The following is a 21,572-nucleotide window of genomic DNA, read 5'->3' on the forward strand; positions in this document are numbered from 1 at the left end:
AAATGGCACTTCCCGATCTTGACAAGGCCGTCGGCTGCTCCTTCGGGCTCGAGATCGACGGCGTTCAGATCAAGCAGATCTCCGAGGTCTCCGGACTGAAGATGGAGCAGGACGTCATCGAGCTCAAGCAGAACACCGTGGACGGCAAGTACGTCATCAAGAAGCTCCCCGGCCGCCCGAAGGCGGGCGAGGTGACGCTGACCCGCGGCCTGACCGAAGACAGCAGCTTCGAGAAATGGGTCAAGGACGCGCACTTCGGCAAGATGGGTTCCGCTCGTAAGGGCGGCGCGATCATCGTCTACGACTACGAAGGCACCCCGCTCAAACGCTACAAGCTCACCAACGCGTGGCCGAAGAGCCTGGAGATCGGTGCGCTGAAGGCGGGCGACACCAGTGTGCTCACCGAGAAGCTCGTGGTCACCTACGAGCAGATGGAAGTCGAGTGAGCCCATGCGCAGGGTGATGGCGTCGGCACCGGCCGAAGAAGCCCCCGTCGTGCCGGAGGAGCAGGCTCGGCCGAAGCTGCGGACCGAGTTCGCCTTCGAACTCCCGCGCGGGTACGTCGACGACGCGGGGAAGGTGCACCACTCCGGGGTGATGCGGCTGGCGACCGCGCGGGACGAGCTCGTCCCGCTGCGGGACGACCGGGTCCGCGAGAACTCGGCCTTCCTCACGGTGGTGCTGCTGGCGAGGGTGATCACCCGGATCGGCGACGTCACCGACGTGCACGCCGGGGTCATCGAGAACCTGTTCGCTTCGGATCTGGCGTTCCTGCAGGACATGTACCGCCGGATCAACAGCGAAGGCCATACGCGGGCGGGTGTCGCCTGCCCGGAGTGCGGCCACGAGTTCGTCGTCGACGTCGCCGGTGGCCGCCTGGGGGAATCGTGACGTACGCGGCCGGACGGCTGCACGAGGAAGTCGCGTACGTCGCCTATCACCTGCACTGGTCGCTCGACGACATCCTCGACCTCGAACACCCCGACCGGTTGACCTACGTCGCCGAGATCGCCCGGATCAACACGCGGATGAGCGAGGGACGGTGACGTGGCGATGTGGAGGTGGCGCAGGAGGGAGCCGGACTCGCCCTCGCGGCCCGCGACGGCTCCGGCCGTTCTGCCGGTCACGCGTGCCGAATGGCGAAGCCTGCCGCCGATCCAGCGCGTCGTCGCCGAGCATCCGCTGATCAACCCGGTGCAGCGGTTCAGTTCCTCGTTGACGTCCTGGCGTAGTCCGGCCTACCTGGAACCGCTGGGCCATCGCGTCGGTCCGGCGGAGCCTGCGGGGGTCATCGGTGGTCTCGCGCGGGCACCGATGCCGGCGCCGGACATGCCCGTGGTGCAGCGGTCGGCCCGCAAACGTGGCGTGCTGTCACGCCTGTGGGGGATGTCGGTGCAACGCGATGCCGAGCCGGGCTCTCCTGTGGCCGAAAGTCCTGCCCCGGAACTGGAATCCACGACCGTGCATCCGGACGAGCCGTCGCCAGGCGAGCCCGGGCCGGTTTTGGAGCCGACGCCCGCTTTCGTGCTACCGGTCGTCGCGGCCGCGTCGCGTGAAGCCGACCGGCCGACGATGCCGTCGCCGTCCGCCAATCCGCCGGTGAGGACCGTCCAGGCCGTCCGGCAGGAAGCCCCGATGCCTCCGGCTCACCCGCGGATTTCGGCGGTCGAGCAGTCTCCTGTGGACAGTCCGGCGCCGTCCGAGCTGCCACTGGTGGACACTGCGACACCGGACCACGGCTCGGTGGATGCGGAGCCCGAGCCGGCGGATACCCGGTCGTTCGATACGGTGCCTGTCCAGCCGGTGCCGGATTCCGCACAGTTCTCCGTCATCGGGCCAGCTGCCTCGACGAAGGCTCCGGGTGAGCCGATGCGGCCGGCGCTACCGGTCGTCCAACGGACCGAGCAAGCCGCGCTATCGCCGCGTCGGCTCGGGCTCGGCGCGCCGATCGTGCCGGACGCGGGTGAGCCGCGAACGCCGGTTTCGCCGCCCGCCGGGCCGGCCACTGTCGAGCCGACCAACGTCGAATCGACCGCCGCCGAGCCGACCGCCGCCGAACCCGAGCCGCCCGTACTGGCAGCCGAAGACGGTGCCGCGGAGCCGGACGCGCCACTGACGGGTGCCGTCGAAACCCCGGTGCTTCCCGCGTTGCCCGCCGAAGAGACCGCGCCGGTCCCGGACGACGTTCCGCGGCCGGTCGCACGGATCGCGGAGGGAGCGGAACGGATTCCGCCGGCAGGGCCGGTCGAGACGCCGACGCTGGGCACCTCGGCAACGGTGTCGCGAACATCGGCGGGGGAGGCCGTTCAGCGTTCGGTTGTCGAATCGGCGCTGGAGGTGTCGTCGCCGAAGCGGCAGGCGATGCGGACAGCGGCGGGGGAGGCTGTCCAGCGTTCGGTCGTCGAATCGGCGCTGGAGGTGTCGTCGCCGAAGCGGCAGACCATGCGGACATCGGCGGGGGAGGGCGTTCAGCGTTCGGTTGTCGAATCGGCGCTGGAGATGCCGCCGCCGAAGCGACAGGACATGCCGACGGTCTTCAAGCCGGTGCAACGTCTCCGCGACGAATCACCGCTACCGGGGCCTGCCGGTGCCGGACCGCCGGGGACGCTCGAAGAAGGCGCGCCGATCGCGGTCTCGTCGCGATCTTCGCCGATCACTACCTTCGATTCCCCCGAAGCCGCGGAGCCGCCCGGGACACCGGGCGGCTCAGTGAGTGCTTCATCCCCACCGGAGCGGACGGCGCCGCTGCCGGTGGCACGGGCCATCGAAGGCGCGACCGTCACATCACCCGTACCAGCGAGCCGGCCGACGCTCACCGGCCAGGCCGGTGGGAGCGCGCAGCTGCCCACACTCACCGTGTCCCGGACGGTCGAGGCTCGCCGGAACACGAACCCACCGCCGTCGGTCCGGGTCCTGGACAGCCCGGCACCGCCGAAGATCGAACCGAGCCCGGAGCCGCGAACGACCAGCACGGTCCTTCTGACAGTGGCCGCTCCCCGGGAGGACGGGGCAGTGGCTCAGCCGTCGATGACGACCCTTCCGGTCTCGAGAATCGCCGACCGTCCCGACCCGGCTCCGCGGCCACTGTTGCCGCGCAACGGCAACCCGGTGACCGCCGAGGGAACCGGACCGTTGCCGGTGGCGAGGATCGCCGAAGCCGCGCCACCCGTACAGACCGGTCGACCATCCACAATGGACATCCTGCGGACGGTGCAACGCACCGCGCAGGGTGAGACCGTCGACCACGGCACGGGCCTCGTGCTCAACGTGCCGCCCGTCGTCGTGTCGCGGCAGTCCGAGGCCCCGGTCCTCCAGCGCGAGCCGGAAGCACCCCCACCGGAGCCCGTCGCACCGCCGGTCACGACGCCGGCCGCGGCGGCGGTACCGGCCGCGCAGCCGGAGACCGAGGAACTCGTGAAGAAGCTTTTCGACCCGCTGCTCCGGCGGCTGAAGACCGAACTCCGCCTCGACCGTGAGCGCCGCGGCGCGCTCACCGATCGCCCGCACTGAAGGAGGAACCGATGCCGGACGCGGAAGAAGCCGTCGCCGTCTGCTACGTGGTCAAGCTCGACGACAAGAACCTCGGCAACCTAGGCGCCTTCAGCAGTTGCGACGGGCTGGGCTGCGAGTTCGTCATGGAGCAACGGGAAGAGGGCGGCAACAACGGGATGGTCTGGCAGCTCCCGACGCGGATCAAGTACTCCAACGTCAAGCTCTCCCGTCCGGTCACCGAGGCGAGCTCGCAGATCACGAAATGGTTCGCCGACATGGCGGGCGGCATCCAGCGCAAGACCGCGACCATCGAAGCGCGCACCCTCGAAGGCACCGTGATCGCCAGCTGGTCGCTGGAGGGTGTCGTCCCCGTGCGCTGGAGCGGGCCGCAACTCTCACCCGACTCGCCGAAGGTCGCCACCGAGACCCTCGAACTGGCCCACCACGGCTTTCTCAGCCCGGCGAAGAAGGGCTAGCCATGTCCTCGCCCGTCACGTTCACCTCCGCCGGATCCCAGCCGCCCGCGGCGTACGGCTCCGGCGAACCGGCGCCGAACAACCTTCAGCGCGCGCTGCTCGAAGTCCGCAAACCCCCGCAGTCCGGCGGCACCGGGCAGCCCGGCGCCAAGCTGTTCGAGATCAAGTTCCAGTTCAACCCCAAGGAACTCTCGCTCACCAAGAACGCCAAATGGGGCCGTGACCCGCAGCGCAACGCGAAGAAGAGCGGGCCACCCGAGTTCAAGGGCTCGGACCCGTGCAAGCTCGCGCTGGAGATGTTCCTCGACGCCACCGACAAAATGGACGACGCCGTCGTCAAGAAGGTCGAGCAGCTCTTCACCTGCTGCGTCGCCACCGAGGAAAGCCGGCAGCACGGCAAGGGTTCGCCGCCGTGGGTGATCTTCAAATGGGGCGGTATGACCGGATTTCCCGCTTACGTCGCCAACGTCACCGCGAAGTACACGCTGTTCACGCCGTCGGGCACGCCGGTGCGCGCGGTGTGCACGGTGAACCTGGAGGAGATCGCCGGTGAGCTGAGCGGGCAGAACCCGACCTCGGGCGCCCTGGCGGCACGGGACACGCATGTCTTCGTCGCCGGAGATTCCCTGCAGGCGGTGGCGTTCCGGGCCTATGGCGACGCGGGGAAGTGGCGTGAGATCGCCGACGCCAACGACATCGACGACCCGATGCGCATGCGGCCCGGCACCCGGTTGCTCTTGCCGGCGCTGGAGGAACTCGATGGCTAACGAGAGTTTCGCGAACAACCTCATCGTCGAGGTCGCCGGGGGACCGCTGCCCGACGACGTGAAGACGCTGCTCTCCTACGCCTATGTCGACGACAGCCGGAACCTGCCGGACATGTTCGTCCTGCGCTTCCGCGACTCCGGGCACGTGGTGCTGGACAAGGGGAAGTTCACCGTCGGGGTGCCCGTCAAGCTGAAGGTGCAGACCTCCGATCCCGAAGGGCCGCAGGAGCTGCTTTCCGGCGAGGTCACCGCGGTCGCGATCGACCTCGACCGGATCGGCACCTTCACCGAGGTACGCGGCTACGACCACGCGCACCGGCTGTTCCGCGGCCGCCGGGTCGCGGTCTACCCGGGGATGAGCCTCGCCGACGTCGTCAGGAAGGTGACCCAGCGGGCCGGGCTGAAGGTCGGCAAGATCGACGCGGTCCGCGGCGTCGGCGGCCGCCCGCATACGCAGTTCAGCCAGGACAACGTCAGTGACTGGGAGTTCCTGTCCCGGCTGGCCGAATCGGTCGGCGCCCAGATCGCGGTACGCGGCGGCGCGCTGGACTTCAGCCTCGCCGAGAAGCCTTCGGCCGCGCCCGCGATCACCGCGAAGGCCAACACCGATCCGTTGGTGCTCGAAGCACATCGGACGCTGGTCAGCCTGCGCGCCAGCGTCACCGCGGCCGAGCAGGTGCCCGAGGTCGAGGCCCGCGGCTGGGACATCGAGCGGAAAAAGCCCCTGGTGGCCGTCGAAAAGCCGACGAACGCGGGAACCGAGGTCGAGGGCGTCGACCCGGTCGCGCTCGCGAACAAGTTCGCCAGCCCCAAATACGTTTCGGCGGACACACCGCGGCGGACGCAGGCCGAGGCGAAAGCCGCGGCGGTCGCGCTGTCCGAACGGCTCGGCGGCGCCTGCACCGAACTCGACGGGGTGGCCAAGGGCAATCCGAAACTCCGGGCGGGCGCGGCGGTGACGCTGACCGGCGTCGGCAAGCCGTTCGCCGGCAAGTACACGCTCACCAGCACCCGGCACCTGTTCAACGCGGAAGTCGGCTACACCACCGAGTTCACCGTCTCCGGCAGGCAGGAACGCTCCCTCTACGGGCTGGTCGCCGGTGGCCAGGGGACGCCGGCGTGGCCCGGAGTGGTGCCGGCGGTGGTCAGCGACGCGAGAGACCCCGCCGGGCTCGGCCGGGTCAAGCTGACCTTTCCCTGGCTGGATCAGAACTTCACCAGCAACTGGGCGCGCACGGTGCAGCCCGGCGCCGGGAACGGGCGGGGCGCGATGGTCCTTTCCGAGGTGGGCGACGAAGTGCTCGTCGGCTTCGAGCAAGGCGACTTCGAGGCGCCGTACGTCCTGGGCGGGTTGTATAACGGCGTAGACGCGGTCCCGAAGTTCACCGCGTCGCCGATCGACGGCAACAGCGGCGAGATCGCCGTACGGGGCTTCGTTTCGCGCAAGGGGCACAAGCTCGAATTCGCCGAACAGGACGGCATCGTCGTCGCCTCCGGGGACGGGAAGCTGGTGGTCAAACTCGACCAGAAGAACCAGATGATCGAGGTGACCAGCGGCAAGGGCGTCACGGTGAAGGCGCGGAACGGGGTGAGCATCGACGCGGGCAGCGGTCCGCTGGAGCTCAAGGGCCAGAAGGTTTCCGTGAAGTCGATGACCGAGGCGACCGTCGAGGCGAGCAGCAGCCTGAAGCTGTCGGGCACGGCGGGCGTGCAGGTCGAAGGCGCGACGGTCGCGGTCAAGGGACAGGGCCAGGCGGAGCTGACCGCGAGCGGCATGGTGACCGTGCGCGGCAGCGTGGTCAAGATCAACTAGGGGAGGGTGGAGCTGAGATGTACGCGAAAACCGGCCTCGCCTGGGCCGGAGGCCCCACCCACGGGCACGACGCGGTCGACCTTCCGCTCAACGGTCGTGGCATGTCGCGAAAGCCACTTTCGCGACACCTGACGTCCCGAAAGTGGCTTTCGCGACACGCCGGCGACCTCGCGCACCAGGCAGACCGGCAACCGAGACCCGCCGGGTCTTGAGCAACTGAGAGGAGTGGGCATGCCACCAGCAGCGAGGGTCGGCGACCCGACCGGGCATCCGGGCGTCATCGCCGGGCCCGGCGTGCCGACCGTGCTCATCGGCGGGATGCCCGCCGCCACCGTCGGCACGGTGCACACCTGCTCGTTCCCGCCGCCCGCGGTGCATCCGCCGACACCGATCGCGCCTCCGGGCTGCCCGACGGTGCTGATCGGCGGCCTGCCCGCGGCGCGGATGGGCGATCTGGCCGCCTGCGGCGCGCCGATCGTCCTGGGCTGCCCGACCGTCCTGATCGGAGGCTGACGTGGATTTCCTCGGCAGGGGACTGGCGTTCCCGGTGCGCACCGACGCGACGGGTTCGATCGCCTTGGTCGGCGGTGAACGCGAGGTCGTCGAGAGTATCCGGCTGATACTGGCCACCGCCCCCGGTGAACGGCCGATGCGGCCGGAATTCGGCTGCGCGGTGCACGATCTCGTGTTCGCGCCCGCCGATTCGGCCACCGCCGGGCAGATCGCCTACGAGGTGCGCACCGCGCTGGAACGGTGGGAGCCGCGGATCACGCTCACCGACGTCGTGGTCGGGTTCTCCGAGGCCGATCGCGGCACGCTGCTGATCGACATCAAGTACCGGTTGCGCGGGACCAATGACCCGCGCAACCTGGTCTTCCCGTTCTACGTCATCCCGCCGCACGAGTCCGTTCAGGACGGTGTGTGATGTCGCTGCCCCTGCCCAACCTCGACGACCGGCGGTTCCAGGACCTGGTCGACGAAGCCAAGTACCTCGTCCAGCGTAACTGTCCGGAATGGACGGACCACAACGTCTCCGATCCCGGCGTGACACTGATCGAGACGTTCGCGCAGATGGTCGACCAGCTGCTCTACCGGCTCAACCGCGTGCCGGACCTGCACTACCTGCGGTTCCTCGACCTCATCGGCGTGCGGTTGTTCCCACCGGCCGCCGCGCGCGCCGACGTGACGTTCTGGCTCTCGGCGGCGCGCGACGTCCCGGTGGTCGTCCCCGCGGGGAACCAGGTCGCGAGTGTGCGCGACGAGGTCGAGGACCCGGTCGTGTTCACCGTGGAGCGGACGCTGACGATCGTGCCCTGTTCGCTCGCGGGCCTGGCGACCGGCGGTTCGGACACCGGTGCGCCACCGGTCGACCGCACCGACGAGCTGCTGGTCGGCGGCGAACCCGCGTGTTTCGCCGAAAATCCCGCGCCCGGCGATTCCGTCTACTTCGGACTGTCGGACGCCGTGCCCGGCTGCGCGGTGCTGCTGCGGATGGACTGCGAGGTCGAGGGACAGGGCGTCGACCCGCAAGACCCGCCGTGGGTGTGGGAGGCATGGGACGGGCACGGCTGGGTGGCCGGTGAGATCGACCGGGACAGCACCGGCGCGTTCAACCGGCCTGGTGACGTCGTCTTGCACGTGCCGCAGGGGCACGCGGTGTCGGTGCTCGCCGGCAGGCACGCGGGGTGGGTCCGGTGCCGGTTGACGGAACCGAAGCGGTATCAGCCGTTCTTCCAGCGGCCACCGCGGCTGCGTTCGGTCGAGGCGTCGACCATCGGCGGCACGGTCGGCGCGGTGCACGCCGAGGTCGTGCGCGGCGAGGTCGTCGGCACCTCGGACGGCCTGCCCGGCCAGCGGTTCCCGCTCGGCAGGCGTCCGGTGGTCGCCGGCGGGGACGAGCTGATCGTGGAGGTGTCCGGTCCCGACGGCTGGCAGGAGTGGACCGAGGTGTCCTCGTTCGCCGAGTCGGGTCCGGACGACCGGCACGTCCAGCTCGACCGGGTGAACGGTGAGATCGCGTTCGGCCCGGCCGTGCGCCAGCCCGAGGGCGGCCTGAGGTACTACGGTGCCGTTCCGGCCAAGTCCGCCGCGATCCGGGTGCCCGCGTACCGGGCCGGTGGCGGCCGGCGCGGGAACGTCGCCCGCGAAGTACTCGAGGTGCAACGGGATCCGATCCCGTTCGTCAGCACCGTGGTGAACCGCCGCCCGGCGACCGGCGGGGTGGACGGCGAGTCGGTACGGGACGCGGCGGTCCGCGGCCCGCTGCTGCTGCGTACCCGCGACCGCGCCGTCACCGCCGAGGACTACGAACAGCTCGCGCGCGAAGCGGCGCCCGAGGCGGCGAGAGTTCGTTGTGTACCCGCGCACGGCCCCGACGGCCGCGAGACCGGAGCGGTCCGCGTCCTCGTCGTGCCCGCCGTTCCCGACACCGGCGAGCTGAACTTCGCGACGCTGATGCTCGAATCCGGGATGCGGACGCGGATCGAGCGGTATCTGGACGAACGCCGCTGCGTCGGCGCGCTCGTTTCCGTGGAAGCGCCGTTCTACCACGGGGTCACGGTCGTCGCCCGGCTGAAGGCGCGCCGCCGGACCAGCCCCGGCGCCCTCGGCCCGCGGGCGACGCAGGCGCTCTACGACTACTTCAACCCGCTCACCGGCGGGCCGGACGGCGAGGGCTGGCCGTTCGGGCGGCCGGTGCGGTCCGGTGAGGTGTTCGCGGTGCTGCAACGGCTTCCCGGGGTCGAGATGGTCGAGGACGTCCGCCTGTTCGCGGCCAATCCGATCACGCGGGAACGCGGCGAGCAGGTCGACCGGCTCGACCTGCCGCCGCACGCGCTCGCGTTCTCGTTCGGGCATCAGGTCCGGGTCCGGGAGAGTGACGGATGAGAGCGGCCGTGCCCGGGCTGGCGAGCCCGCATCCGATCGGCGAGCAACTGCCCTCGGTCTACGCCGAGGACCGGTTCGTCCAGGGCTTCACCGGTGCGCTCGACGAAGTGCTCGCACCGGTCTTCGCCACGCTGGACAACTTCCCGGGATACCTCGACCCGGAACTGGCGCCGGAGGACTTCGTCGGCTGGCTGGCGCATTGGGTGGCGTTGCGCGTCGACGAGGGCTGGAGCCCGGCCCGGTTGCGCGAACTCGTGCTCCGGTCGGTCGAGCTGCATCGGTGGCGCGGAACGCAGCGCGGGCTCGCCGAGCACGTGCGGCTGCTGACCGGCGGCGCGGTCGAGGTGACCGACAGCGGCGGTGTCGTGGCGTCGCCGGAGCCCGGGGCGCCGCTCCCGGATCCGGGACCGCCGTGGGTCCACGTGCGGGTGCGGGTGCCCGAGCGGGGGCGGATCGACGAACGACGGCTGACGGCGACGGTCGTGGACTCGGTGCCCGCACACGTGCGCGTCACGGTGGAAGTGGTGGAGGGGTAGCGATGGTGATTTACCGGGAGTGCGGGCATCAGGGCCCCGCCGACGTCGAGTTCTGCGGCGAATGCGGGCGGTACCTGAAATGGGACGACGAGGAACCCGTCGCGGCGCGGCAACCGGCCGCCCAGCAGCACGTCGTGCAGCCCGGCGAGCAGCTCGCCCCGGTCCGGCAGCCGCAGCAGCGGACGGCCGAAGAGCAGGTGCTCAACCCGGGCGACCTGATCTGCGGCAGATGCGGCAAGGGCAACGTGCCCACGCGCAACTTCTGCGGCCGGTGCGGCGCTTCCCTCGCCGAGTCGGAGGTCGTGAAGACGTCGTGGTGGCGACGGCTGTTCGGCCGCCGCGCCAAGGAACACAAGGCTGGGGAGCGGCCCGGTAAGGACGGTGTCCGCCGTCGCGCCGGCCGTGCCGGTGCCGCGCGACGCCGCGTCGGCAAGGCCGTCCGCCGCGTGATCGCGGTGATGTTGCTGCTCTCGGCGCTGCTCTACGCGCTGTATCAACCGTTCCGGGGCGCGATCAACACCGCCGCCGTCGGCCTGTGGAATCAGACGACGGGGATCTTCGAAACGAAGCTGAACCCGGTACGCCCGAGCAAGGTGACCGCGACCGCGCAGTCGCCAGGGCATCCGGGAAACCTGGCGGGCGACAACGCCACGAACACCTTCTGGGCGGCGCCCGCCCAGAGCGAACCCGTACTGGTGTTCACCTTCGACCGTCCGGTCGATCTGCGGAAGGCGATCGTGCATTCCGGCAACGGCGCGAACTTCCAGGCCGCGCACCGGCCGAAGACCCTGCATCTCGTGTTCTCCACCGGCAAGACCTACGACATGGTGCTGGCCGACACGCCGGACGCCCAGGAGGTCCCGATCGAGAACAGCGCGGGTGCGACCGGCGTCGAGCTGCACGTGGCCGGGCTGCATCGCTCGCTGGACGGCATGGACGTCGCGATCTCCGAGATCGAGCTGTTCGAGGCGGGCTGACCGTCCACACCAGACCGCGCTTTGCGTGGGGGTCGTGGGTGGGAATGGCCGTTGTAGTGAGGGGTAAGGGAAATGTTGCTGATGGGGTGGGCAGTCGGCTCGTGGCTCCGTCGGCGCGCGTGTCGCGAAAGCCACTTTCGGGACACCACACGTCCCGAAAGTGGCTTTCGCGACACGCGTCCAAGTCATGTGGGCAGGCCGCTGAGGCCGTCGACGTTGCGAAAGCCACTTTCCCAACCTTCAACGTTGCGAAAGTGGCTTTCGCAACACGCCACCTCGCCCTTTCACGGGCTGATCGAGGCCCTCGAAACCTGAGGAAGGACTGGATGACCATGCGCCCGAACCGAGCGGTGGCGGCGATCGCGTTGGTCGCGGTGCTGGGCGGAGCGGCGATCACCGGGGTGTTCGCGCCGACCGCGGCGCAGCAGCCCGCGCCGCCCGCCGCGCCCTACCGTGTCGGCTACGTCAGCGCCGCGACCACGGGCCTGGTCCAGGCGACCGGCGAGGGCGTGGTGGAGGCGCTGCCCGCGGGTGCCGCGAGCGTCGATTCCGACGCGTCCGCGGGCAACGGCGGCCTGGTGTGGGTGAGCAAACGGGCCCTCCGTGACGGTGCCGAGCGCGACGGCGAGATCTGGTACCTGCGGGACGGCACCCGGGTTCCGGCCCGCTTGACCGACGACGCGACCGCCGACACGCGTCCGGCGTTGTCGCCCGACGGTTCGTCGGTCGCGTTCGTCTCGGAACGCACGGGCAGCAAGGACATCTTCGTCATCGGCGTCGACGGCCGCGGCCTGCGCCAGGTGACCTCCGGGCCTGCGGTGGAGGATTCGCCGAGCTGGTCGCCCGACGGCGGCCGTCTCGTGTTCAGCGGCACGGGCGAGGACCCGGCCGGTGACCTCTACATCGTGCCGGCGGGCGGAGGCCCGCCGACGCGCCTGACCAACGACCCCGGCGCGGACACCCAACCCGCGTGGGCTCCCACCGGTTCGCGGATCGCGTTCACCACCACCAGATTCGACCCGGCCGGGGACGTCGTGGTCATGGCCGACACCGGCGGCGCGGTCACCAGGGCGGTCCCGGAGCCGGGCGATTCGTCCGAGCCCGCGTGGTCGCCGGACGGTGCGCGGCTGGCCTTCACCACTCGTCAACCGGATCCGCTCGGTGACGTCAAACAGGTCGTGGGCGGTCAGGTCTCGGTGATCTCCGCGCAGCCCGGGACCGGCGAGACCGAACCGACGTTCCGCGCCGGTGGCCAGCCGGTGTTCACCCAGCTCCGCGGCGGGGACACCACCGACATCTGGAGCGCGGACGCGCGCGGCGGCGATCGCCGCGACCTCACGAACCGGCCGGACGCCGACGAAGCCGACCCCGCTTTCTCCCCGGACGGGGCTTCGCTGGCCTACACGGAATTCGGGACCGGGGAGTTCCGAAGCAGCCGGATCGTCGTGGCGAACGCCGACGGCGGCGCGCCGAGGCCGCTGACCGGGGCCGAGGACGGTAAGCGCGAGCGCCACCCGGCATGGTCGCCGGACGCCACGAAGATCGCGTTCACCCGGACCGTGTTCATCGGGGATGGTTCCGACAGTTTCGTGCGGATCGTGCGCGTCGCGGACGGCCGTCTTCTCGCCGACATCCCGATCCCGGCGCATCTGCGCGGTGACGACTCGCAGCCGGCATGGTCGGCGGACGGAACGAAGATCACGTTCACCCGGGCCGCCACCCGGATCGGGCCACCGGGACCGTCCAGAGTGGACCCCGCGATGGTCGACGTCCCGGTCGGTCGCGGCGGTTCCACGCGGATCGGCAAGACGGTGCAGACCGACCGGATCCGGTCGCTGCCGGACGTCGTCCTGCTGATGGACCAGACCGGTTCCATGGGCGGGGTGATCGAGGAGGTCAAGACGAACCTCGGCAAGGTCGTCGACAGCGTGCGGGACCGGGAGAAGGACGCATGGTTCGCGGTCGCGGCGTTCGGGGACGTGGGAGACCCCGCCCCGCGGCCGTTCGTCGTGCAGCAGCCGCTGACCCCGGCGGGCACAGAAGCCGAGCGGAAGCTCCTGTCCGACGCGTTCGCCCGGATCGAGGCGACGGGCGGCGGAGACACCGCCGAGGACTGGCTGCTCGCCCTGCAGAAGGTCGCGACCGGAGCCATCACCTTCCGTCCGGGCAGCAGCCGGGTCGTCGTGCTGGTCGGGGACGCGGCGAGCCACGAGACCCCACCGAGGGCGGAGGTGATCGCCGCACTGAACGCGGCGAAGATCAGCGTGGTCGCCGTGCCCGCGGTCACCGGCGGGTCGAGCGAGGATCCCGACCGCGGCCTCGACGCGCGGGGACAGGCGACCGCGATCACCAAGGCGACCGAGGGTGTCCTCACCCCCGGCACCGACCCCGGCCAGATCTCGGAGGCGATCATCGCGGGTATCGGCGACCTCCCGGTCAGCGTCCAGCCGGTGAGCTTCTGCGATCCCGGCCTCACGATGACGTTCGATCCCGCGGGCCCGCAACGTGTTCCGGGCGGCACGGACGCGCGGTTCACCGAAACGGTGACGGTGTCCCCGGCGGCGGCGCCGGGTTCCTTCCTGCGCTGCCGCGTGGAGTTCCGGTTGAACGGGGAGACCACCGTGCGGCCGGGCTACACCGAGAACGTCACCGTGCGCGTCAAGGATCCCGCGCTGCCACTGATCACGCTGCACGACCGGACGGTGGCCGGGACCGGCCCCACGGTGATCGAGTACCCCGTGAGCGCGGTGGACGCGGACGGGAGCCGGCTCAGTCCGAGCTGTACTCCCTTGTCCGGCAGCCTTTTCCCGGTCGGTGCCACCACGGTGACGTGCCGGGCGACCGGGAGGAACGGCACGGCGGTCGAGACCGCGGTGATGGCCGTCGTCCCGCCGGGAGAGGAGCGGCGGAAGCTGGTGTGGCAGGTCGCCCTGTCCCAGCCTTCGCCCGACGTCGTCGTGCCGGGAGACCAGCGGGATCTTTCGTCGCAGTTCGGGCCGGGTTGCGGCGCGGGCGCGGAAGGCGCGGCGGACGTCTCGCCGGACGGGGCCACATTGGCATTCCAGAGCGGCAACACGCTGGTCTGTGTCGCTCCCGCGGACGGCGGACCGGGCCGGATCCTGGTGCAGCGCACGGGATTCGTCGACGATCCGGCGTGGTCACCGGACGGCGGGCTCATCGCCTACACGAACTCCCCGGGCGAGTCCCCGCCACGGGTCGCGGTCGTGCCGTTCACCGGCGGCGACGGCCGGATCCTCATCGACGGCCCCGGCGGGGCCGAACAGCCCGCGTTCCAGCGGATTCCCGACCTCGCTGTGAGCGCGAGCGCCGTACCCGCCGCGATCCCGTTCGAGGGGCTCACCACGTTCGAGTTCGTGGTCACCAATCGCGGGGCCACCGCGTCACCCGCGGTGGGTCTGTTCGTCCGGCTGACCGCCGGGCTGCGGCCGTCCGCGATCCTTCCCACCAAGGGCACCTGCACCCCCGAACCGGTGTGCGCCTTCGGCACGCTGGTGCCGGGTGAGGAAGTTCGGGTGCGGTTCGGCGCGACGGGCCTGGCGGCGGGAACGCAGGCGGCGACCGGCACGATCACCACCACCGGCCAGGACGCGGACCCGCGGGACAACTCCGTGACGGCGGTCGTGACGGTCGGCGGGAAACCGGCACCGCCGGTGACTCCCGGCTCCTTGTCGGTCGGCATGTCGGTCTCGGCGGTCCCGCTGTTCACCGGCGGCGACGACGTGGTGCTGACGTACCTGGTGCACAACGGTTCCCAGGCCCCGATGCCGGCTGTCCGGCTCGTGACCCAGCTGCCACCGCAGCTGCCGGCGACCTCGGCCGGGCCCGGATGTGTGCCGGGCGGCGGAAGTTGCGCGCTCGGGACACTGGCGCCCGGTCAGACCGTGACGGTCCGGATCTCCTTGGCCGCCAAGGCCGCTTTCGAGGGCCAGGTGTCCGGAACGGTGAGCACGACGGGACCGGACAACAACGCCGCGGACAACACGGCGAACGCGCGAGTGGTGGTCCGGCAGCCGGTGGTCGAACTGGATCCGAAGGTCGGCACGCTCGGCTTCGTCCCACGCGTGCGGGGAACGGACTTCCCGCCGGGCGCGATGGTCCGGCTGGCCTGGTCGGCCGGAATCTCCGCGCCGGGGCTGGTCACGGTCGGCGCGGACGGACGATTCGAGGCGCGCTTCTTGATCTTCCACCACGACCTGATCGGCCCGCGCACCGTGAACGTGACCTCGGTGGCCGGCCCGAAATTCGGCCAGGCGCGATCGGAGCCGATCCTGGTGGTGCTCCGCACCCTGCAACCGCCGTTCATCACCCGGGGCTGAGTGTCCGTCGGTGGATTCGGGTCGGGGAAGTCACGGTTTCCCGCCGCCGGGCTGCAGGCTCCTTTCGTCGCATCGGACGCGGCGATGGGAGCCTTCAGCCCACCACCGGCCCTGCCCGCGAACACGGCACGGTTGATCTTCTCCTGACCCGTCCTGACATGTCGCGAAAGCCACTTTCGAGACGTCAGACGTCCCGAAAGTGGCTTTCGCGACATGTCAGCCACTCCGCACACCGGCCAGACCGGCAACGGAGATCCCGCCACCAGGCCGAGGAGGGCACTGCCCCTATGGGCAACGACCGGCGCACGGCCGCACACCCGTCCGCTGGTGCCGGTGGGAGCGCCGGACGCGCAGACTTCCGGGTATGGGAGCAACGGCGACGCTGTCGGAGGCCGGCCTGGTCGCGGAACCGGGCCAGGAGATCAGCTGCTCGGTGACCGTTCGCAATGCCGGACGGGTGGTCGATCAGTTCGCGATCGAGGTGGTCGGCGACCCGGGCGCCTGGGCCACCGCGGAACCGGCGACGGTGAACCTGATGCCGGGGGAGGCGGGCACGGTCGTCGTCCGGTTCGCGCCGCCGCGGTCTTCCGACGTCCCGGCCGGCGTGATTCCTTTCGGCGTCAGGGTTTTTTCGAGCGAGGACCCGGCAGGGTCGGTGGTCGAAGAGGGCACCCTCCGGCTCGGTGCCTTCACCGAGGTGACCGCCGAGGTCGTTCCGGCGAAGGTGGAGGCCGGTTCCAAGGCCGACTTCGAAGTCGCCGTCGACAACCGCGGGAACCATCCGGTCGCCGTCGAACTGAGCGCGCTCGACCCCGAGGACGAACTCGACTTCGAGCTCGAACGGAACCGGGCCGACCTCGCACCGGGCACGGCCGCGTTCGTCCGTCTCCGGGCCAGGCCGCGGAAACGGTTCCTGCGAGGTCAGCCGGTACGGCATCGTTTCCAGGTGTTCGTCATCGCCGACGACGCCGAACCGCTCAAGACCGAAGGCACCATGGTGCAGCGGCAGCTGCTGCCGAAATGGCTGCTGCCCGCGCTGGCCGCGTTGCTGCTGTTGTTGCTGGCGTTGGTGGCGCTGTGGTTCACCGTGCTGAGGCCCGCGGTGAAATCGGCCGCTCGTGAAGCCGCTCAGGAACAGAACCAGGAGGTGATCAAGGCGGCGCAGGAGGCCGGTGGCGCCGCCGGCGAGGCGAAGAAGGACGCCGGTCAGGCCAAGCAGAACTCCGAAGACGCGATGAAGGCCGTCGGGCTGACCCCGCCCGTGGACGGCGCGGCTCCCGGCCCCCGGCCGTCGAACGGCGTCCCCAATCCGGCGGGCAACGCCGCCGGGACACCGACCGACTTCCGGGTGGCGGCGGACGCGGCCGTCGACTCGAACGTCAACCGCTTCGCCGAATTCCCCTACACCTTGCCGGACGCCGCGAAAACGTTGGTCGTCACGGACCTGATCCTGCAGAACCCGCGTGGCGACAACGGAACCTTGCGGCTGTTGCGCGACGCCGGCGGCACCAAGACCGTCCTGCTGGAGGTCGGCCTCGCGAACTTCCGCGACCTCGACCACCACTGGTTGCAGGCCTGGCGGTTCGCCCCGGGGGAGAAGATCGTGCTCGCCGTCAGCTGCCAGGCACCGGGAGGCGGTGCCCGGTGCACGCCGTCGGTCTCCTTCTCCGGCCGGGTCGAATAGACCGGATCAGATCAGCCCCTCCCGCAAGGCGAACGCGACGGCGTGAGCGCGGTTGCGGAGCTGGAAACGGTTGGTGATGTCGTGCAGGATCGACTTCACCGTCCGCTCGGAATAGCTCAGCCGGTCGGCGATCTCCTTCGTCTCGAGCCCGTCGGCGATCATCCGCAGCACCTTGGTCTCGCGCTGCGACATCCCCGCCAGATCCCAGCCGTTCGGTTGCAGCACGTCCCGCTGCAACCGTGACACCCGGGAAAGCAGACGGCCCAGCAGATCCGGCGGCAGCGCGCCTTCCCCGGCGGCCGCCGCCTTCACCAGCCGCACCAGCGTGTCGGGGGTGGCGTCACCCCGGCGGATGATGGCGGAGACGCCGTTGCCCACGACGTCCAGCAACTCCGAGTCCTCCACCTCTCCGGCGACCAGCACGATTCCCGCGCGTCCGGCGCAGTGGAGGCTGCGCAGCAACTGCCGTGCCTCCTCGTTCAGCCGCTCGACGATGACCAGGACGACGGCCGGCTCGTCGGAGTCTTCGGCGAAGCGGATCTCAGGGCGTGAGCGCAGCGCGGCGGTGACACCCGCGTGCGTGATGGTGTCGGTGGCGTGAAGCAGCACCGGGATCTGGTCGACGAGCATGGATGAGCCCCTCCCCGCGAACGGCGTTTCGTCCTCTTCAAGGATCGTTCGGGGAGGGTTCCGCGAACAGGGACCCGGTGTCCCGATTTGTCCCGCTTCGCTACTCCGATCGGGCGACGCCCGCCTTCCGGATCTTGGCGATGGCCTGAGCCCGGTCGGTGACCTGGAGCTTGCGGAAGATGTGGGACACGTGGTTGCGCACCGTTTTCGGGCTGAGCACGAGGCGGTCGGCGATGGAGGCGTTCCCCATGCCCTGCGCGATGAGCCGCACAATCTCCCGTTCGCGCGCGGTCAGCTGCGGAAAGGACTCGTCGCGCGGGGATTCCGTGCCCAGCAGCGATAGCACGCGGGTCGCGATCGCCGGGCTGAAGATCGCCTCGCCGTCGCCGATGACCCGTACCGCGCGGACGACCTGTTCGTTGCGCGCCCCCTTGAGCAGATAACCCCGCGCCCCCGCGCGCATGGCGGCGAACACCGCGGCTTCGTTCTCGAACATGGTCAGCATGAGCACACCGGTGTGCGGGGCGGCGGCCACGATCCGGCGGGTCGCCTCGACGCCGTCGAGGTCCGGGAGGTTCAGATCCATCAGGACGACGTCGGGCGCCACCCTGCCCGCCTCCGCGACCGCGGTGAGGCCGTCCGGCGCCTGGCCGACGACCTCGATGCCGTCGGTACCGTCGAGGATCGCGCAGATGGCCGCCCGGAAGGCGGGATGGTCGTCCACCACGAGGACACGGAGTTCCCGGACCATCGCTCACTCCTTGGTGGCGAAGGGCAGCCAAGCGGCGATCCGGGTACCGCCCGAGGACACCGGCTCGACCACACAGCCGCCGCCGAGGTCGCCGGCGCGTTCCCGCATCGACCGCAGCCCGGTCCCGCCGACCGCGGGCAGCGCCTCGCCGCCGAGGCCGACACCGTCGTCGACGATCTCCACGCGCAGGTCGCCGTCCAGCGGCCAGAGGCGCACCGAGCATTGCCGGGCACCGGAGTGGCGGGCGATGTTCACGAGCGCCTCGCGGATGATCCGGTACGCGGTGACCTCCACCTCGGCCGACAGCGGCGGCAGCTCACCGCGGACCTCGACCGCCACCGCCAGCGGGCCGTGTTCGGCGGGTACCCGGTCGGCGAGCAGCCCGGCATACCGGCGCACGGCCGTGACGAGGCCCGTCTCGTCGAGCGCGGGCGGGCGCGCGTCGGTCACGATACGGCGCAATTCGGTGATGGCGCCGTGGAGTTCCTCCTCGAGCCGGGCCAGGAGGCGCTCGGCCCCGGCCCGGTCGCGGACGAGCAGATCACGGGCCGCGCGCAGCCCGAGCACCGCGACGGCGAGGGTCGGCCCGAGGCCGTCGTGGAGATCGTTGAGCACCGTCCTGAGCCGGTCTTCGTACCCGGCAGGACGGACTACGTCGGTGACGACGAATGTCCGGCGCATTTTCTCCCCGTCCGGCAGCAGGACCTGGATGCCTCGGCGTCTCGATCGCGCGTAGCGTTCTGCTCACTCGCTGTACTAGTCGCGGAACGCCGCCCCGGCGTTTCCCCGCCCGCCGCCGGGCCGGGTAACGGTTTGGGCCCGATACTTACCTCGCCTTGGTCGATGCGGCGAGAAGGAGTGAAGAAGATGCGGGTGGTCGTCGTCGGTGGCGGGATCGTCGGTGCCGCGGCCGGATACGAACTGGCCAGGGCCGGGGTGGACGTGGTCATGGTGGACTCGCCCGCGCCGGGCCGCGCGACGTCGGCGGGTGCGGGCATCATCTGCCCCTGGTCGTCCCAAGTGGACGATCCGGACTGGTACCGGATCGCCGTGGCCGGCGCGGAGTACTACGAACAGCTGCGGCCGGCGCTGGCCGAGGACGGCGAAACCGAGCTCGGCTACCGGCGGGTCGGCTCGCTGAGCCTGGTCACCGAAGCCGAATCCGAGGAAGCACTGCGGCGGGTGACGCGACGCGCGGCGGAGTCGCCGCAGGCCGGTGAGGTCGAGCTGATCGAAGCTCGCCGGGCGCGGGAGTTCTTCCCGCCCCTCGCGCACGACGGTCCGGCGATCCACATCCCGGGCGCGGCGCGGTTGGACGGCCGGTCGGTCCGCGACGCGATGCGCCGGGCGGCGGTGCGGCACGGCGTACGGATCGTCGACGGCACGGCGTCCCTGGTCGCCGGCAGCGCGGTTCGGGGAGTGCGGGTGGACGGGGAGGTCGTCGGCGCGGACGCGGTGATCGCGGCGGCCGGTGCCTGGTCGCCGCATCTGCTCGAACCGATCGGTGTCGAGGTGCGGGTCGAGCCGCAGCGCGGCCAGATCGTCCATCTCCGGCTGCCGGGCGTGGAAACCGCGCACTGGCCGGTGATCCTGCCACGGTCGCGGCACTACCTCCTGGCCTTCGACGATTCCCGGATCGTGGTCGGCGCGACCCGCGAGGACGGCACCGGCTTCGATCACCGGGTCACCGCCGCCGGGATGGCGGAAGTACTGGCCGAAGCGCTATCGGTGGCGCCGGGGCTGGCCGACGCGACGTACGTCGAGACCCGGGTCGGGTTCCGCCCCGCCGGACCAGACATCCGCCCGCTCCTCGGCACCGTCCCGCAGGTGGCCGGACTGGTCGTGGCCAACGGTCTGGGCGCGTCGGGGCTGACGATGGGCCCGTACGTCGGTTCGATCGCGGCCCGCTTGGCCCGTCAGGCCGATCCGGGGATCGACCTGGCGCCTTACGACCCGTCGCGGTGAGGCGCGAGTCGCGAAACGGATGGCCAGGTCGTCGCAGTACTGTGTGGAGACGAATGGGGGGAGGAGGGTGCCTTGAGTTCATGACGATCGATAGCGGCAGAAACCGTTGCCGCCGCCGCGACTGTGACGGTGTGGAGTTCTGGCTGGGTTTGTGCGTCCAGGACTGGGTGCGATGGCAGGACGGCTTGGCGGCCCTCGACCTGCCCGACGACGAGAGACCGGCGCCGCCTCGCAGTGTGTTCGTCGCCCCGGTGCATTCCGGCAGTGTGTCGCAGCGGGCCCTGACGACGGGATGACGCTGGGTGCGAGCCGATCAGCGCCGGAAGGAGCTGCCGGAGCCTCGCGTCCGCCGCAGGATCCACGCGACCGCCGTCGCCAGAAGAGCGAAGCGCAGGATCCGGGAACCGCCACGCCGTTCCTCGGCGGGCGGGGCGGGCGGGGTCGGTGGTGCGGCCGCCACACGGGTTCCTTCGATGGCGCGGCTCAGCTCGGACAGGTGCGCCCGCAGTTCCACCACCTGTTCTCGTGAAGGCGCTCGGCGGCTGAGGAAGACCTGGAAGAGAACGAAGGTCACCGCCGCACCGACCAGCCCGGCACCGACGTTGGCGAGCGCGCTCGACAGGAAGGCCGCCCTGGACTGGCCGTCGGCACCGGCGACCAGGAAGGCGACGATCCCGACGATCAGCCCGGCCGCGAAAGTACCCGCGGCGAGCAGGGTGTTCGCCGTTTTCTCCTTCATGGCCGCCCAGGTCTGGCCCCGTCGCCAGCCGGCGAGACCGACCATCGCGATGGCGAGCAGCGCGGCCCCTCCGGAAACCAGGAGTTCGAGCGACGCTGCCCGCGAGTCCGACTTTTCGGTGACGAAGTACGAGTGCACGTAACGGACTTCGTCGCCGTATTGGACCTCCAGCCATCGCCGCGACCCGTGCGACTCGCCACCGGTGACATCGGCCTTGACGATGATCAGCTGCTGGTCCCGGTGGTATGTCGCGGTCGGCTCGCAGTCGACCGACGGGCATCGCCGGAGATTCGCCTCGTCACCGGAGACGTAGCCGACGTCCTTCCCCGCGACGCTGGTCGCCGGGCCTCCGAAGAACACCACCAACCCGATGAGCAGGATGGTCGCGATCGCGAAGACGCTCAGCCAGCCGGTGCCGCGCCGACCTGAATCTGCCACAGGAACCCTCCCCCGACCGAGCACGAACGAGATTATTGAGGGTAAGGAAAACGTGGCGCAGGGGGCCGCCGCGCTCTTTCA

20 protein-coding genes are annotated in these 21,572 nt (G+C 70.6%); 16 read left to right on the forward strand and 4 right to left on the reverse strand.

What is annotated here, in order from left to right; genetic code table 11:
- The first annotated feature begins 2 nt into the window (after positions 1-2).
- The 14 genes from ACZ1DY_RS18335 (at position 3) to ACZ1DY_RS18400 (ending at position 16,968) form a co-directional block, all read left to right on the forward strand.
- Positions 3-446 carry a phage tail protein gene (locus ACZ1DY_RS18335; protein ID WP_191250584.1) on the forward strand — a complete coding sequence of 148 codons (444 nt, stop codon included), beginning with the start codon at positions 3-5 and terminating at the stop codon, positions 444-446.
- A 4-nt stretch (positions 447-450) separates the two neighbouring features.
- Positions 451-891 carry a hypothetical protein gene (locus ACZ1DY_RS18340; RefSeq protein WP_126730950.1) on the forward strand — a complete coding sequence of 147 codons (441 nt, stop codon included), beginning with the start codon at positions 451-453 and terminating at the stop codon, positions 889-891.
- Entirely contained in the window at positions 888-1,046 is a 159-nt protein-coding gene (locus ACZ1DY_RS18345) for a DUF6760 family protein (RefSeq protein ID WP_125684692.1), read from the forward strand. Before ACZ1DY_RS18340 ends, ACZ1DY_RS18345 begins: the two co-directional genes overlap by 4 nt.
- Before the next feature lie 7 nt (positions 1,047-1,053).
- On the forward strand, positions 1,054-3,510 hold the full coding sequence (locus ACZ1DY_RS18350; RefSeq protein WP_465485681.1) for a hypothetical protein: 2,457 nt from the start codon (positions 1,054-1,056) through the stop codon (positions 3,508-3,510).
- Positions 3,511-3,521: 11 nt separating this feature from the next.
- Complete coding sequence (locus tag ACZ1DY_RS18355) at positions 3,522-3,968, forward strand: phage tail protein (RefSeq protein ID WP_126730957.1); 447 nt, start codon at positions 3,522-3,524, stop codon at positions 3,966-3,968.
- Between the two features lie 2 nt (positions 3,969-3,970).
- Positions 3,971-4,735, forward strand: coding sequence for a CIS tube protein (locus ACZ1DY_RS18360; protein ID WP_465485066.1), 765 nt, complete (start codon positions 3,971-3,973; stop codon positions 4,733-4,735).
- Positions 4,728-6,548 carry a VgrG-related protein gene (locus tag ACZ1DY_RS18365; RefSeq protein ID WP_465485067.1) on the forward strand — a complete coding sequence of 607 codons (1,821 nt, stop codon included), beginning with the start codon at positions 4,728-4,730 and terminating at the stop codon, positions 6,546-6,548. Before ACZ1DY_RS18360 ends, ACZ1DY_RS18365 begins: the two co-directional genes overlap by 8 nt.
- Before the next feature lie 231 nt (positions 6,549-6,779).
- Positions 6,780-7,061, forward strand: a complete 282-nt coding sequence (locus ACZ1DY_RS18370) for a PAAR domain-containing protein (RefSeq protein ID WP_126730963.1) — start codon at positions 6,780-6,782, stop codon at positions 7,059-7,061.
- A 1-nt stretch (position 7,062) separates the two neighbouring features.
- The gene (locus ACZ1DY_RS18375; RefSeq protein ID WP_465485068.1) at positions 7,063-7,473 is read left to right on the forward strand and encodes a GPW/gp25 family protein; all 411 of its coding nucleotides are present in this window, start codon (positions 7,063-7,065) and stop codon (positions 7,471-7,473) included.
- Positions 7,473-9,434 (forward strand): putative baseplate assembly protein, encoded by a 1,962-nt coding sequence (locus tag ACZ1DY_RS18380; RefSeq protein ID WP_257487455.1) that lies wholly within the window; start codon positions 7,473-7,475, stop codon positions 9,432-9,434. Before ACZ1DY_RS18375 ends, ACZ1DY_RS18380 begins: the two co-directional genes overlap by 1 nt.
- Positions 9,431-9,970 carry a phage tail protein gene (locus ACZ1DY_RS18385; protein ID WP_465485069.1) on the forward strand — a complete coding sequence of 180 codons (540 nt, stop codon included), beginning with the start codon at positions 9,431-9,433 and terminating at the stop codon, positions 9,968-9,970. Before ACZ1DY_RS18380 ends, ACZ1DY_RS18385 begins: the two co-directional genes overlap by 4 nt.
- 2 nt (positions 9,971-9,972) lie before the next feature.
- Entirely contained in the window at positions 9,973-10,947 is a 975-nt protein-coding gene (locus ACZ1DY_RS18390; protein WP_465485070.1) for an NADase-type glycan-binding domain-containing protein, read from the forward strand.
- A gap of 332 nt (positions 10,948-11,279) precedes the next feature.
- Entirely contained in the window at positions 11,280-15,284 is a 4,005-nt protein-coding gene (locus tag ACZ1DY_RS18395) for a DPP IV N-terminal domain-containing protein (protein WP_465485071.1), read from the forward strand.
- A gap of 364 nt (positions 15,285-15,648) precedes the next feature.
- A complete protein-coding gene (locus ACZ1DY_RS18400) occupies positions 15,649-16,968 on the forward strand; it encodes a COG1470 family protein (protein ID WP_465485072.1) in 1,320 nt (439 codons plus the stop codon).
- A 6-nt stretch (positions 16,969-16,974) separates the two neighbouring features.
- Here ACZ1DY_RS18400 and ACZ1DY_RS18405 read toward each other — a convergent pair whose 3' ends face one another.
- From ACZ1DY_RS18405 to ACZ1DY_RS18415, 3 genes are all read right to left on the reverse strand, one after another.
- Positions 16,975-17,598, reverse strand: a complete 624-nt coding sequence (locus tag ACZ1DY_RS18405) for a helix-turn-helix transcriptional regulator (RefSeq protein WP_126730972.1) — start codon at positions 17,596-17,598, stop codon at positions 16,975-16,977.
- 100 nt (positions 17,599-17,698) lie between these two features.
- The gene (locus tag ACZ1DY_RS18410; protein WP_465485073.1) at positions 17,699-18,349 is read right to left on the reverse strand and encodes a response regulator; all 651 of its coding nucleotides are present in this window, start codon (positions 18,347-18,349) and stop codon (positions 17,699-17,701) included.
- Positions 18,350-18,352: 3 nt separating this feature from the next.
- Positions 18,353-19,030, reverse strand: coding sequence for a sensor histidine kinase (locus ACZ1DY_RS18415; protein ID WP_465485074.1), 678 nt, complete (start codon positions 19,028-19,030; stop codon positions 18,353-18,355).
- 162 nt (positions 19,031-19,192) lie between these two features.
- Between ACZ1DY_RS18415 and ACZ1DY_RS18420 the strand changes: the two genes are divergently transcribed.
- Both ACZ1DY_RS18420 and ACZ1DY_RS18425 read left to right on the forward strand, forming a co-directional pair.
- Complete coding sequence (locus ACZ1DY_RS18420) at positions 19,193-20,314, forward strand: NAD(P)/FAD-dependent oxidoreductase (RefSeq protein WP_465485075.1); 1,122 nt, start codon at positions 19,193-19,195, stop codon at positions 20,312-20,314.
- Between the two features lie 80 nt (positions 20,315-20,394).
- Positions 20,395-20,610: a hypothetical protein gene (locus ACZ1DY_RS18425; RefSeq protein ID WP_126730977.1), complete on the forward strand. Its 216-nt coding sequence runs from the start codon at positions 20,395-20,397 to the stop codon at positions 20,608-20,610.
- A gap of 17 nt (positions 20,611-20,627) precedes the next feature.
- On the opposite strand, the gene ACZ1DY_RS18430 is transcribed toward ACZ1DY_RS18425, so the two are convergent.
- Positions 20,628-21,491: a hypothetical protein gene (locus ACZ1DY_RS18430; RefSeq protein WP_465485076.1), complete on the reverse strand. Its 864-nt coding sequence runs from the start codon at positions 21,489-21,491 to the stop codon at positions 20,628-20,630.
- Positions 21,492-21,572: the final 81 nt, after the last annotated feature.

The sequence above is a fragment of the Amycolatopsis sp. PSD-21 genome, assembly GCF_055561455.1.